Genomic DNA, 12,620 nt, shown 5'->3' with positions numbered 1-12,620 from the left:
CCATGCGGTCCGCCCGCGTCCCGGAGCCGCCCCCGGGACACGGGCCGGGCCGGGCCTACTGCTGCATCAGGTCGGTGAGGGAGAAGACCTCGGAGGCGGCCGGGGCCGGGGTGGCCTTGACGCTGCCCAGGTCGCCGTAGGTGACCACGCCGGGGGTGCCGCCGCTGTCGGCCGCCAGGTCGGCGCTGGACTGCTGGACCAGCTCGCCCTTGCTGTTGACCCACAGGTCCACGGTGGAGCTGGTGCCGTTCTTCTTGAGCTCGGCCAGCACCTGGGCCTTGAGCGCCGGGTCGAGCTGCATCTTGGCGACCAGCTCGTCCACCTTGATGTCGCTGCGGTAGTGGGTGGCGCTCTGGCCGGCCACCGTCTCGGTGCCGACCAGGGTGGCGGTCGGGGCGGCGGCGACCAGCTGCACCGACGGGTTCATCATCTGCATCATCCCGGCGAAGGTGCCGGCCTCGTCGCCCGCGGCGCCCGCGGCGTCCTTGCTGCTGAGCGACATCCACTTCTTGCCCTTGGCCACGGCGGCCATCTCGGGGGTGGCCCCGATGTACATCTGGTCGCCGGCGAACAGGACGTCGACCTGCTTGCCCTCCTGCGTGGTGTGCATCAGGAAGGAGGACGGGGACTTCCAGACGTAGTCGGCGGTGCCGTCGCTGCCGCCGCCCTTGACGGTCAGCTTGGCGCTGCCGGCCTTGTCCATGACCGCGGCCGCGGCGAGCAGGGCCTCCTTGGGCGCGAGCTTCGAGCCGCCCTTGCCCGCGGCGTCGGCCGCCGGGGCGGAAGCGGCCTGCGAGCTGCCGGAGCCCCCCGTCGAACCGGTCGAGCCGGAGCTGCTGCAGGCGGTCAAGGCGCCGAGGGCCAGACAGGCCACGGCAACGGTACGCAGTGCGCGCACGGAGGTCCCCCTCTAATCGGATTCTCATCCTGATGACGACCCTGGACTCTACCGAACCGCTCCGCCGCCCGCGCAAACCGTTTCCGAACGCCACCGGGCCCGCACCCCCGAAAGGGTGCGGGCCCGGTGAAGCGTTGACCGCGCGGGGAACTGACTCGGGGTCAGACCGCCGCCGGGTCCTCCTCGACGAGGAGGTTGCGGGTGCGGTTCGGGTCCACCTGGATGCCGGGGCCGATCGTGGTGGAGAAGGCGATCTTCTTGATGTAACGGCCCTTGGCGGCGGACGGCTTGGCCCGGAGGACCTCGTCCAGCGCGGCGGCGTAGTTCTCGACCAGCTGCTCGTCGGAGAACGAGGTCTTGCCGATGATCAGGTGCAGGTTCGAGTGCTTGTCGACGCGGAACTCGATCTTGCCGCCCTTGATGTCGTTGACGGCCTTGGCGACGTCCGGGGTCACGGTGCCGGTCTTCGGGTTCGGCATCAGGCCACGGGGACCGAGCACGCGGCCCAGGCGGCCGACCTTGCCCATGAGGTCCGGGGTGGCGACGACGGCGTCGAAGTCCAGACGACCCTTGGCGACCTCGTCGATCAGCTCGTCGGAGCCGACGATGTCGGCGCCCGCGGCACGCGCGGCCTCGGCACGCTCACCGTTCGCGAAGACCAGGACCCGAGCGGTCTTACCGGTGCCGTGCGGGAGGATGACGGTGCTGCGGACCATCTGGTCGGCCTTGCGCGGGTCGACGCCCAGACGCATGGCGACCTCGACGGTGCCGTCGAACTTGGTGGTGGAGGTCGCCTTGGCGAGGCGGACGGCCTCGAGCGGGGCGTAGATCCGGGCGCGGTCGACCTGGGCGTCCGCGGCCTTGAGGGCCTTGCTGCGCTTCACTGCTGCTCCTGGTGATTAATGGAGTTCGTGGTAGTCGCGGGCCGCGCTGGCCCTACCACGGGGGACGTACGGGCTGGTCAGCCCTCGACGGTGATGCCCATCGACCGGGCGGTGCCGGCGATGATCTTCTCCGCCGCGTCCAGGTCGTTGGCGTTCAGGTCGGGCATCTTGGTGGTGGCGATCTCGCGCACCTGGGCCGAGGTCAGCTTGGCGACCTTGGTCTTGTGCGGCTCCTTGGAGCCCTTGTCGATGCCCGCGGCCTTCAGGATGAGGCGAGCAGCCGGCGGGGTCTTCGTGACGAAGGTGAAGGAACGGTCGTCGTAGACCGTGATCTCCACCGGCACGATCATGCCGCGCTGCGACTCGGTGGCCGCGTTGTACGCCTTGCAGAACTCCATGATGTTGACGCCGTGCTGGCCGAGCGCGGGGCCGACCGGCGGCGCCGGGTTGGCCGCACCGGCGTTGATCTGGAGCTTGATAAGCCCCGTGACCTTCTTCTTCTTGGGAGGCATTTCTCTCCGGGTCCTTCCGAGAGGTGATTGCTGATGTGCCCGACCCCGGGGCGAAACCCGGCCGCCAGGACACACATCGGACCAGGCTAACCGCTGAGGCGGCGCTGGACCAAAACGGTTCCGGGGCGGGGGCCTTCGCCCCCGCCCCGGAACCGGAGTACGTGGATCAGTTCTTCTGGATCTGGTCGAAGGAGAGCTCGACCGGGGTCTCCCGGCCGAAGATCTCGACCAGGCCCTTGACCTTCTTCGAGTCGGGGTTGATCTCGTTGATGGTCGCCTGCAGGGTGGCGAACGGACCGTCGGTGACGGTGACCGAGTCGCCGACCTCGAAGTCCAGCACCTGCACCTCGACCGGGCGCACCGGCGAGGCCTTGCCGGCCTCCTTGGCGGCGGCGCGCTCCACGTCGGGGGCGAGCATCTTGACGACCTCGTCCAGGGTCAGCGGGTACGGGTCGTAGGCGTTGCCGACGAAGCCGGTGACACCGGGGGTGTTGCGCACGACGCCCCAGGACTCCGGGGTGAGGTCCATCCGGACCAGCACGTAGCCGGGGAGCTTGTTCTGCCGGATGGTCTTGCGGTCGCCGTTCTTGATCTGGACGACCTCCTCCTGCGGAACCTGGGACTCGAAGATGTAGTCCTCGACGTTCAGCGAGACGGAGCGCTGCTCCAGGTTCTGCTTCACCCGGTTCTCGTAGCCGGCGTAGGTGTGGATGACGTACCACTCGCCGGGGGCGCGGCGCAGTTGCTCGCGGAACTCGGCGACCGGGTCGCTCTCGACCTCCTCGGCGGCCTCGGCCTCTTCCTCGACGTCGTCGGTCTCGACGTCGGCAGCCTCGGCCTCGGCCTCGTCCACCTCGTGCACGGCGGCGGCCTCGGCGGGCTCCCCCGCCTCCAGCTCGTCGGCGGCCTCGACCTCGTCCTCCTCGGCGTCCGCCTCGTCCACGATTTCCTCAGCGGTCTCGACGTCGTCGGTCTCGACGTCGGCAGCCTCGGCCGCGTCCAGCTCGGCGGCGACATCCGCCTCGCGGACGGTCTCGTCGGCGTCGTACAGGGGGGACTCAGACACGGTCGCTGCTTCTTTCCTGGTTGTGGAACGGATACCTCAACAGTACCGACTCAACGGTAGTCGCCCGCTGTCCTTCGCGCCGACAGCTCGACCCGGGCCGAAGGATTCGGCCCGGGTCGGGGTGAGGTATGTGGTGCGGGACCCGCGGGGTCCCGGTGGTTTTCTGCCGGATCGGACGTCAGCCGAAGATCCAGAAGGCACCCTTGGCGAAGACCCAGTCGAGGCCGGCGACCAGCAGCATCATCACGATCACGAAGGTCACCACGACGGTGGTGTACTGGATCAGCTGGCTGCGGGAGGGCCAGACCACCTTGCGGAGCTCGGCGATGATCTGGCGGTAGAAGATCGCGGTCCGGGCGAACAGGCCCTTCTTCGCCCGCTTGCCGGACTTCTTCCCCTCGCCGCCGGACGCCTTGTTGGCCCGCCGGCGCTCGCGCCGGGAGAGCTTGCCGTCCTCGGCGGTCGCACCGTCCGCGGCGCCTTCGGTCCCCTCGGGGTTGCCGCTCTCAGGCGTTGCGGTGGAGCCCGTGGTCTCCGTCACTCGTCCTCACCTGAATCCGGTCCTGCGGAGGCCCGTGCCTGGTGCACGGGCTGTCCGGCGAAAGCTGTGCTGGGTGGGGCCCTCTCCGCATCAAGCCCGCTCGCTCTGCGGAGCGAACGGGCTTGGCACAGATCGAGCAGCAGGGCACGAGGGACTCGAACCCCCAACCGCCGGTTTTGGAGACCGGTGCTCTACCAATTGAGCTAGTGCCCTACGGAACCTCGCGGTTCCGGTGCGGCCCCCAACCTACCGCATCCGACCGGCCGTGTGGTGTACCCGGCCGAAGGATCCGCACTTCGGGAGCCATCGAGCAGTGAGTGTACGGGTTCTTCGCCGATTGGTCGAACCTCATTCACCGAGATCCACATTCGCCGACTTTCGACGCCGTCCGCCCGAGATCCTCCGGCTTCGATCGGCTTCCGCCCGAGATCGTCCGGGTCCGCGGGACGGTCGCTGGAACACCTCTCTACTCCTGCTGAAACCGCGATGCCCCCCGCCCGTGGGGTCTGGGAGCATTCAGGCATGAGCGCACCCACCCCCGAGAACCTGTCCCCCGCGAACCGCCGGGTCTCCGCCCGGGTCGGCGCCATCGCCGAGTCCGCGACCCTCGCCGTCGACGCCAAGGCCAAGGCCCTCAAGGCCGCCGGGCGCCCGGTGATCGGCTTCGGCGCCGGCGAGCCCGACTTCCCGACCCCCGGCTACGTCGTGGACGCCGCCGTCGCCGCCTGCCAGGACCCGGCGAACCACCGCTACACCCCGGCCGCCGGCCTGCCGGAGCTGAAGGCCGCGATCGCCGCCAAGACGCTGCGCGACTCCGGCTACCAGGTGGACGCCTCGCAGGTGCTGGTGACCAACGGCGGCAAGCAGGCGATCTACAACGCCTTCGCCGCGATCCTCGACCCGGGCGACGAGGTGATCATCCCGGCGCCGTACTGGACCACCTACCCGGAGGCCGTGAAGCTGGCCGGCGGCACCCCCGTCGAGGTGCTCTCCGACGAGACCACCGGCTACAAGGTCTCGGTGGCGCAGCTGGAGGCCGCCCGCACCGCCAGCACCAAGGTGGTGCTGTTCGTCTCGCCGTCCAACCCGACCGGCGCGGTGTACACCGAGGCCGAGGCCGAGGCGATCGGCCGCTGGGCGCTGGAGCACGGCCTGTGGGTGCTCACCGACGAGATCTACGAGCACCTGGTGTACGGCGACGCGACCTTCACCTCGCTGCCGGCCCTGCTGCCCGAGCTGGCCGACAAGTGCATCGTGGTCAACGGCGTGGCCAAGACCTACGCCATGACCGGCTGGCGGGTGGGCTGGCTGATCGCCCCCAAGGACGTCGTCGCCGCGGCCGCCAACCTGCAGTCGCACGCCACCTCGAACGTCTCCAACGTGGCGCAGCGCGCGGCGCTGGCCGCGGTGGCCGGCGACCTGTCCGCGGTGGACGAGATGAAGACCGCGTTCGACCGCCGCCGCCGCACCATCGTGGCGATGCTGAACGAGATCGAGGGCGTGCTCTGCCCCGAGCCGGAGGGCGCGTTCTACGCCTACCCGTCGGTGAAGGGCCTGCTGGGCAAGGAGATCCGCGGCAAGCGCCCGCAGACCTCGGCCGAGCTGGCCGCGCTGATCCTGGACGAGGCCGAGGTCGCGGTCGTCCCCGGCGAGGCCTTCGGCACCCCCGGCTACCTGCGGCTGTCCTACGCGCTGGGCGACGCCGACCTGGTCGAGGGCGTCAGCCGGATGCAGAAGCTGCTGTCCGAGGCCCGCGACTGACGGTCCGTCACGGCCGCCCCCCGCACCTCACCCCTTCGGGCGATGTGCGGGGGGCGGTTCCTGTTCCGGGGGGTTTTGCGGCAGGATCGGTGAATGGATCGCCTGCGTGATGTCCGGAGCCTGCCGAAGGCCCATCTGCACCTGCACTTCACCGGTTCGATGCGCCCCGCGACGCTGCTCGAACTCGCCGACAAGCACGGCATCCGGCTGCCCGAGGCGCTCAGCTCCGAGCATCCGCCCAAGCTCCGGGCCACCGACGAGCGCGGCTGGTTCCGCTTCCAGCGGCTCTACGACACCGCCCGCTCCTGCCTGCGCGACGAGTCCGACATCCGCCGGCTGGTCCTGGAGACCGCCGAGGACGAGCGCGCCGACGGCTCCCGCTGGCTGGAGATCCAGGTCGACCCGACCTCGTACGCGCCGCTGCTCGGCGGCCTGACCCCGACCCTGGAGCTGGTCCTGGACGCCGTCCGGGAGGCGTCCGAGGCGACCGGCGTCGGGATCCGGGTGCTGGTCGCGGCGAACCGGATGAAGTCCCCGATGGACGCCCGGACGCTGGCCCGGCTCGCCGTCCGGTACGCCGACCGGGGCGTGATCGGCTTCGGCCTGTCCAACGACGAGCGCCGCGGCCTGGCCCGGGACTTCGACCGGGCCTTCGCCATCGCCCGGAACGGCGGGCTGATCGCGGCCCCGCACGGCGGCGAGCTGGCCGGGCCGGAGTCGGTCCGGGACTGCCTGGACGACCTGGGCGCCGCCCGGATCGGCCACGGCGTGCGCGCCGCCGAGGACCCGCGGCTGCTCCAGCGCCTCGCCGACCGGCAGGTCACCTGCGAGGTCTGCCCGGCCTCCAACGTCGCCCTCGGCGTCTACGACAGCCCCGGGCAGGTCCCGCTGCGCGCGCTCTTCGAGGCCGGCGTCCCGCTCGCCCTGGGTGCCGACGACCCGCTGCTGTTCGGCTCCCGGCTGGCCGACCAGTACACCCTGGCCCGCGAGTCGCACGCCTTCACCGACGCCGAGCTGGCCGAGCTCGCCCGCCAGTCGATCCGCTCCTCGCAGGCCCCCGAGCACGTGGTGAAGGAGCTGCTCGGCGAGGTCGACGCCTGGCTGGTGGAGGAACCGGCCTAGACGAGTAGTTCCGAAGTCGGTTAGTCGGTCAGTGGTCGTAGGCGATCAACGAGCGTGTGACGGGTTGGCCGGTGGCCCGGTTGTGCCAGATCGCGCAGGTCATTGCGAGTAGCCGTTGGCCGACTCGGGCGCCGAGGCCCTCGATGGTGCGGCCGCCGTGCTGTTCGAGGCCGAGTTGGCCCTTGAGGGTGTCGTTGACGGACTCGATCAGCTGGCGGACGGACTTCAGCAGCCCTTCCCCGGGGCGTGGGGTTCGGTTGCGGTAGGACGGTCGCAGCAGTTGGGCGCCGTGCTGTTCGAGGAAGCGGTCGAGTTCGGCGGAGACGTAGCCCTTGTCGGCGAGGATCAGCAGGCCGGGCCGCTCGCGGGCCAGCTCCGGTTCGGTTTCGACGAGCGCGGCCAACACCTCGCGCTCGTCGACCTTCGGACTGGCCAGGGCCCAGGTGACGGGGAGTCCGGCCGGGGTGCAGACCAGGTGCAGTTTCAGGCCCCAGAACCAGCGTGAGTGCGAGCGGCTGTAGCCGTAGCCGGCCCACCCGGCCAGGGCCGAGCGGCGCACGGTGTCGCGGGAGCGCCCGCACTCCACGGGTGTGGAGTCGGTGATCCACACCGGGTCCGCCCACAGGTCGGTGTCCCGGGCCAGGTCGCGGATCGCCTGCTGGAGCAGCGGGCGCGCGGCGCGCAGGCGCTTGTTGTAACCGGGGCGTTCGGGCAGGTGCGGGAACATGCCGCGCAGGCGGGCGCGGGCGAAGCGGATCCAGCGGGCCTCGGAGTGGAAGCCCAGCAGCACCTGGGCCACGGCCAGGCACACCAGTTCCGAGTCCGTCAGCCGCGGCGGGCGCCCCAACCAGCGCGTTCGAGGCAGATGATCATCGATCCACACGTAGAGTGCCGTCAGGAGGGTGTCCAGCTCTTCGGTCGTCACAACCCGAAGCCTGGACACCCTCCCCGCATGTCCGAAGCAGAACAGCCAAAGACACCCGACTTCGGAACTACTCGTCTAGGGCCCGTCTTCAAACCCCCGTCGCAACCCTGCGGCGTCTGGTGCGTGCTCTCGGCGTGCCGGGTGGAAGGCCTCGTACTGGATGTACTTGGCCTTTCGCCCGGTGCGGCGAGAGGGCGTGCCAGGCGTCGTGGGGCAGGCGGGGGTTTGAAGACGGGCCCTAGGACCGACGGCGCCGGCCGCGCCGCCCCGGGGGCTTCAGAGGCTGACGCCCACCATCACCGGCTCGTTGACGAGTTCCACCCCGAACGCCGCCCGGACGCCGTCGCGGACCTCGCGGGCCAGGGCGAGCAGGTCCTCGGTGGTCGCCGAGCCGCGGTTGGTCAGGGCGAGGGTGTGCTTGGTGGAGAGCGTCGCCGGGCCGCTGCCGTGGCCCTTGCGGAAGCCCGCGTTGTCGATCAGCCAGGCCGCGGAGGTCTTGGTGAGCCCCTCCCCCGCCGGGTAGGCCGGCGCCCGCAGGTCGCCCAACCGGGCGGTGAACGCGGCGAACTGGGCGTCCGTCAGGACCGGGTTGGTGAAGAACGAGCCGGCCGACCAGGTGTCGTGGTCGGCGGCGTCCAGCACCATGCCCTTGCCCGCGCGCAGCCGCAGCACCTCGGCGTGCGCGTCGCCGAGCTTGACCCGCTGCTCCGGCTCGACGCCCATCGCCCGGGCCACCTCGGCGTACTTCACCGGCGAGGACAGTCCGCCCTCGTCCGCGAGCCGGAACCGCACCCGCAGCACCACGTACCGGTCCGGGTCGGCCTTGAAGCGGCTGTGCCGGTAGGAGAAGGCGCAGTCGGCGTTGGCCAGGGTGACGCTCTCGCCGAGCAGGCGGTCGTACGCGACCACCTCGGTGATGCTCTCGGCGACCTCCTGCCCGTACGCCCCGACGTTCTGCACCGGGGTGGCGCCCGCCGAGCCGGGGATGCCGGCCAGGAACTCGAGGCCGGCCAGGCCGGCGGCGACGGTGCGGGCCACCGCGTCCGACCAGACCTCGCCGGCCGCCAGTTCCAGCAGCGTCCCGTCCAGGGCGAAGCCCTCGGTGGCGATCCGCAGCACCGTGCCGGGGAAGCCGGCGTCCCCGATCACCAGGTTCGACCCGCCGCCGAGCACCAGCAGCGGTTCCCCGGCCGCGTCGGCGGCCCGCACCGCGGCCACCACCTCGGCGTCCGTCCCGGCGGTCACCAGCCGGCGGGCCGGGCCGCCCAGGCGCAGCGTCGTCAACGGGGCCAGCGGCGCATCCATCTGCTCGATCACCGCCCCAGCGTAAGCGAGATCCGGCCCGCCCCCGGCCACCGGGCCGGTGCGCGGGAGCGGATCGCGCGGGCCCCGGAACGGGCGCTACCCGGCTTCGGCGAGCCGGCTGCGGGCCTCGGTCCAGCCGGGTTCGGCCGCGCTCTGCGCCTCCCAACTGGCGAACGCGGAGCGGTCCATCACGGGGCGGAGCGCGGTCATCGCCTGCCGGTGCGGCCCGGAGCGGACGAACGCGGCGAGCGCCTCCTGGTCGCTCCAGCTGGAGAGCACCCAGAAGGTGCGGCGCAGCGGTGCGGCGCGCAGGGTGACGCCGAGCGCGCCGGGGGCGCGGCGGGCTCGGTCGCGGACCTTCAGGGACTGCCGCAGGAAGCCGGGGACGTGGCGCAGTCCGCGGACCCGGAGTTCGGCGGCCATCACCACGGGCCGGGCCGGGGGTCGCTGCGCGGCGGGCCCCGGGGTCCAGGGGAGTGTCATGGCGAGCACGGTCGGTTCCTCCTCGTTCGGTGGCGGGTGCCGGGGCCGGTCAGGACCGGCCGGCCAGGACGGGTTCGGGGCGGGCTCCGGCGGCGGTCCGCATGCCGTGCCGCCGGGGGACGAGCGCGGCGGCGACCGCGCCGGCCCCGATCGCGGCGGCGCCGACCAGCAGCGCGGCGGTGAGCCCGTCGGTGAAGGCCGCGGTGCTGCCGTAGCCGCCGCGGGCGGAGAACACGGCGGAGAGCACGGCCACTCCGAGCGCGCCGCCGACCTCGCGCATCGCGTTGTTCGCGCCGGAGGCGATGCCCTGTTCGGCGGGGCGGACGCTGGCCATCACCAGGTTGGCGGTGGGCGCGAAGTACAGGGACATGCCGATGCCGCAGACCATCAGGACCGGGACCTGCTGCCCGTACCCGGCGGAGTGCTGGGCGAGCAGGGCGATCCCGAGCAGGCCGAGGGCCTGCAGGACCAGTCCGGTGACCACGATGGGGCGGCCGCCGATCCGGTCGGTGAGCAGTCCGGCGACCGGGGCGACCAGCAGCGGCATGGCCGTCCAGGGGAGCATCCGGACGCCGGCCTGCTCGGAGCTGTAGCCGTTGACGCCCTGGAAGTACTGGCTGATCAGGAAGATCGAGCCGAACATGCCCAGGTACATCAGCAGGCTGGCGGCGTTGACGGCGCTGAACGCCCGGCTGCGGAACAGCCGCATCGGGAGCATCGGCCGCTGCGCCCCGCGGATCTCGTACCCGACGAAGGCGGCCAGCAGCAGGGCGCCGCCGGTCAGCGAGCCGAGCACCAGCGGGTCGGTCCAGCCGTCGGGGTTGCCGCGGACCAGGCCGAGGACGAGGCCGAACAGTCCGGCGCTGACCAGTGCGGTGCCGGGGAGGTCGAGGCGGGGGTGCTCGCTGCGGCTCTCGCCGAGCACGGCGCGGGACAGCGGCAGCAGCACCAGGCCGACCGGGACGTTCACCCAGAAGATCCACTGCCAGGAGAAGTGCTCGGTGAGGCTGCCGCCGATCAGCGGGCCGGTGGCGACGGCCAGCCCGGCGACGCCGGACCAGATGCCGAAGGCCATGCCGCGCCGGGCGGCGGGGACCGCGACGGTGAGCAGGGTCAGGGTGAGCGGCACCATCACCGCCGCGCCGGCGCCCTGGACGGCGCGGGCGGCGATCAGCGTCCCCATGTCGGGGGCGAGCGCGGCGGAGGCCGAGCCGAGGGTGAAGACGGCGAGTCCGGCGACGAACATCCGGCGGCGGCCGAAGCGGTCGCCGAGGGCCGCGCCGAACATCAGCAGGACGGCGAAGGTCAGGGTGTACGCGCTGACCGTCCACTCCAGGTCGGCGAGCGCGCCGCCGAGGTCGGTGCGGATCGCGGGGAGCGCGGTGGTGACCACCAGGTTGTCGAGTCCGGCCATGAAGCTGGCGACGCTGACGACCACCAGGGTCCAGACGGCTTGCCTGTTCATCTCACTTTCCCCAAGGTTGTGATTGATCAATAACTTTCGTGGGCCGAAAAAGGGCGCGCCGCCGTCACCGGCGGAGCGCCTCAGCCTTCCCCGGCCTCCTGCGCGCGGGGCGCTTCGAGCCCGGACCAGATCCGGTGGCCCGCCGGGTACCCGAGCGCCACCAGGGTGTTGATCAGCATGCCGTGCGCCATGAACCCGGTCGCCGCTTCCTGGTCGCCGCCGATCCGCTCCCGGACCCGCTCGAACAGCCGCAGCCAGCCCTCCCGGGCCGCCTCCCCGATGCCGTGCTCGCCGGCCGACTCCGCCGCGAACACCGAGACGTAGATCTGCATCTGCATCATGACCTGCTCGCGGTCCGCGATCAGGTCCAGGTACGCGGCACCCATCGCCGCGCACGCCGCCTCCCCGGTCAGGCCCTCCGACGCCCGGTCGAAGACCCGCCAGGTCTCCTCGATGCAGTGCTCGGCGGCCGCCTCGAAGATCGCCTGCTTGTTGGGGAAGAGCCGGAACAGGTACGGCTGCGAGACGCCCACCCGGCGGGCGATCGCCTCGGTGGACGTCCCCCGGTACCCGCCCCGGGCGAACTCCACCATGGCCGCCCGGACGACGCTCTCGCGCCGCTCCTCGGCGGACATCCGCATGCTGTTCCTGGCCATGCCCCCAGGTTAGTGATTGGCCAATAACTTTGGCAAGCGGACCGGTGGGGCGCGTTCCGGAGGCCGGGCCCCCGGAAACCGTACCCCGCGGGCGCTCAGCCCAGCCGGACGACCGCCCGGGCCATCCCGAGCACCTTCTGCCCGGCGCTGGTCGCCACCAGGTCGACCCGGACCCGGTTGTCCTCCAGCAGCGCGGCGACCTTCCCGGTCACCTCGACGGTGGCACCGACGCCGTCGTTGGGGACGACCACCGGCTTGGTGAAACGGACGCCGTACTCGACCACCGCACCCGGGTCGCCGACCCAGTCGGTGACCACCCGGGCGGCCTCGGCCATGGTGAACATGCCGTGCGCGATCACGTCCGGGAGGCCGACCTCCAGGGCGAACTTCTCGTTCCAGTGGATCGGGTTGAAGTCCCCGGAGGCACCGGCGTACTGCACCAGCGTCGCCCGGGTGACCGGGAACGACTGCGCCGGCAGCTCGGTGCCGACCTGGACCTCGTCAAAGCGGACCGTCACGGTCACTCCTCCCCGGCTTCGGCGGCGCGCGCCACCAGCGTCATGATCGACGTCACCACGTGCTCGCCGCCGGCGTCGTCGACCTCGCCGCGGACGGTCAGCACGTCGTTGCCCGCCAGCGACTTGATCGCGTCGATGCTGATGGTGACCGAGAGCCGGTCGCCGGCCCGCACCGGGCGGGCGTAGACGAACTTCTGGTCGCCGTGCACCACCCGGCTGTAGTCCAGCCCGAGTTCGGGGTCGTTCACGACCTGCGCCGCGGCCCGGAAGCTCAGCATGAAGGGGAAGGTCGGCGGAGCGATGACGTCCGGGTGCCCGAACGCCTTGGCCGCCTCGGTGTCGGTGTACGCCGGGTTCGCGTCACCGATCGCCGCGGCGAACTCGCGGATCTTCTCCCGGCCCACCTCGTACGGTTCGGTGGGCGGGTAGGTCCGCCCGATGAACGAGGGGTCGAGCGGCATGGAGGCAACTCCTCTGGTCGTGC

Annotated in this window: 14 protein-coding genes and 1 tRNA gene; 2 read left to right on the top strand and 13 right to left on the bottom strand. The window is 71.7% G+C overall.

Translation table 11 applies throughout. The annotated features are described in order from the left end of the window. Positions 1-55: 55 nt before the first annotated feature. From EDD39_RS10070 to EDD39_RS10045, 6 genes are all read right to left on the bottom strand, one after another. Positions 56-898, bottom strand: coding sequence for an SCO4651 family lipoprotein (locus EDD39_RS10070; protein ID WP_148089422.1), 843 nt, complete (start codon positions 896-898; stop codon positions 56-58). A 161-nt stretch (positions 899-1,059) separates the two neighbouring features. Beyond that, a complete protein-coding gene (gene rplA, locus EDD39_RS10065) occupies positions 1,060-1,782 on the bottom strand; it encodes a 50S ribosomal protein L1 (protein ID WP_014136322.1) in 723 nt (240 codons plus the stop codon). Between the two features lie 77 nt (positions 1,783-1,859). Next, positions 1,860-2,294, bottom strand: a complete 435-nt coding sequence (rplK, locus tag EDD39_RS10060; protein ID WP_030457453.1) for a 50S ribosomal protein L11 — start codon at positions 2,292-2,294, stop codon at positions 1,860-1,862. A 166-nt stretch (positions 2,295-2,460) separates the two neighbouring features. Continuing rightward, positions 2,461-3,360: a transcription termination/antitermination protein NusG gene (gene nusG, locus EDD39_RS10055; RefSeq protein WP_123554952.1), complete on the bottom strand. Its 900-nt coding sequence runs from the start codon at positions 3,358-3,360 to the stop codon at positions 2,461-2,463. A gap of 178 nt (positions 3,361-3,538) precedes the next feature. Beyond that, complete coding sequence (gene secE / locus EDD39_RS10050; protein WP_123554950.1) at positions 3,539-3,901, bottom strand: preprotein translocase subunit SecE; 363 nt, start codon at positions 3,899-3,901, stop codon at positions 3,539-3,541. Between the two features lie 140 nt (positions 3,902-4,041). Next, positions 4,042-4,114, bottom strand: a tRNA-Trp gene (locus tag EDD39_RS10045). Positions 4,115-4,423: 309 nt separating this feature from the next. Between EDD39_RS10045 and EDD39_RS10040 the strand changes: the two genes are divergently transcribed. Both EDD39_RS10040 and EDD39_RS10035 read left to right on the top strand, forming a co-directional pair. After that, complete coding sequence (locus EDD39_RS10040) at positions 4,424-5,662, top strand: pyridoxal phosphate-dependent aminotransferase (protein ID WP_123554948.1); 1,239 nt, start codon at positions 4,424-4,426, stop codon at positions 5,660-5,662. 93 nt (positions 5,663-5,755) lie between these two features. Continuing rightward, entirely contained in the window at positions 5,756-6,784 is a 1,029-nt protein-coding gene (locus EDD39_RS10035; protein ID WP_123554946.1) for an adenosine deaminase, read from the top strand. 28 nt (positions 6,785-6,812) lie between these two features. On the opposite strand, the gene EDD39_RS10030 is transcribed toward EDD39_RS10035, so the two are convergent. The 7 genes from EDD39_RS10030 to EDD39_RS10000 form a co-directional block, all read right to left on the bottom strand. Continuing rightward, on the bottom strand, positions 6,813-7,709 hold the full coding sequence (locus EDD39_RS10030; RefSeq protein ID WP_123554944.1) for an IS982 family transposase: 897 nt from the start codon (positions 7,707-7,709) through the stop codon (positions 6,813-6,815). 276 nt (positions 7,710-7,985) lie between these two features. After that, positions 7,986-9,026, bottom strand: coding sequence for a UDP-N-acetylmuramate dehydrogenase (locus tag EDD39_RS10025; RefSeq protein ID WP_030462153.1), 1,041 nt, complete (start codon positions 9,024-9,026; stop codon positions 7,986-7,988). 84 nt (positions 9,027-9,110) lie between these two features. Further along, on the bottom strand, positions 9,111-9,497 hold the full coding sequence (locus EDD39_RS10020) for an antibiotic biosynthesis monooxygenase family protein (RefSeq protein ID WP_123560300.1): 387 nt from the start codon (positions 9,495-9,497) through the stop codon (positions 9,111-9,113). Positions 9,498-9,546: 49 nt separating this feature from the next. Beyond that, complete coding sequence (locus EDD39_RS10015; RefSeq protein WP_123554941.1) at positions 9,547-10,962, bottom strand: DHA2 family efflux MFS transporter permease subunit; 1,416 nt, start codon at positions 10,960-10,962, stop codon at positions 9,547-9,549. Positions 10,963-11,042: 80 nt separating this feature from the next. Further along, positions 11,043-11,618: a TetR/AcrR family transcriptional regulator gene (locus EDD39_RS10010; RefSeq protein WP_244256666.1), complete on the bottom strand. Its 576-nt coding sequence runs from the start codon at positions 11,616-11,618 to the stop codon at positions 11,043-11,045. 95 nt (positions 11,619-11,713) lie between these two features. Continuing rightward, positions 11,714-12,142: a MaoC family dehydratase gene (locus EDD39_RS10005; RefSeq protein WP_123554937.1), complete on the bottom strand. Its 429-nt coding sequence runs from the start codon at positions 12,140-12,142 to the stop codon at positions 11,714-11,716. Beyond that, positions 12,139-12,597, bottom strand: a complete 459-nt coding sequence (locus tag EDD39_RS10000; protein ID WP_030462148.1) for a MaoC family dehydratase N-terminal domain-containing protein — start codon at positions 12,595-12,597, stop codon at positions 12,139-12,141. Before EDD39_RS10000 ends, EDD39_RS10005 begins: the two co-directional genes overlap by 4 nt. Positions 12,598-12,620 lie beyond the last annotated feature (23 nt).

Origin of the sequence: Kitasatospora cineracea (genome assembly GCF_003751605.1) — a bacterium.
Lineage (GTDB): Bacteria > Actinomycetota > Actinomycetes > Streptomycetales > Streptomycetaceae > Kitasatospora > Kitasatospora cineracea.
This window is presented reverse-complemented; position numbering and strand designations above follow the sequence as displayed.

Coding starts and splice junctions, on each gene's coding strand:
- rplK (WP_030457453.1), bottom strand. CDS start 2,294: ATGCCTCCCAAGAAGAAGAAGGTCACGGGGCTTATCAAGCTCCAGATC.
- EDD39_RS10040 (WP_123554948.1), top strand. CDS start 4,424: ATGAGCGCACCCACCCCCGAGAACCTGTCCCCCGCGAACCGCCGGGTC.
- EDD39_RS10035 (WP_123554946.1), top strand. CDS start 5,756: ATGGATCGCCTGCGTGATGTCCGGAGCCTGCCGAAGGCCCATCTGCAC.
- EDD39_RS10020 (WP_123560300.1), bottom strand. CDS start 9,497: ATGACACTCCCCTGGACCCCGGGGCCCGCCGCGCAGCGACCCCCGGCC.
- EDD39_RS10015 (WP_123554941.1), bottom strand. CDS start 10,962: ATGAACAGGCAAGCCGTCTGGACCCTGGTGGTCGTCAGCGTCGCCAGC.
- EDD39_RS10010 (WP_244256666.1), bottom strand. CDS start 11,618: ATGGCCAGGAACAGCATGCGGATGTCCGCCGAGGAGCGGCGCGAGAGC.
- EDD39_RS10000 (WP_030462148.1), bottom strand. CDS start 12,597: ATGCCGCTCGACCCCTCGTTCATCGGGCGGACCTACCCGCCCACCGAA.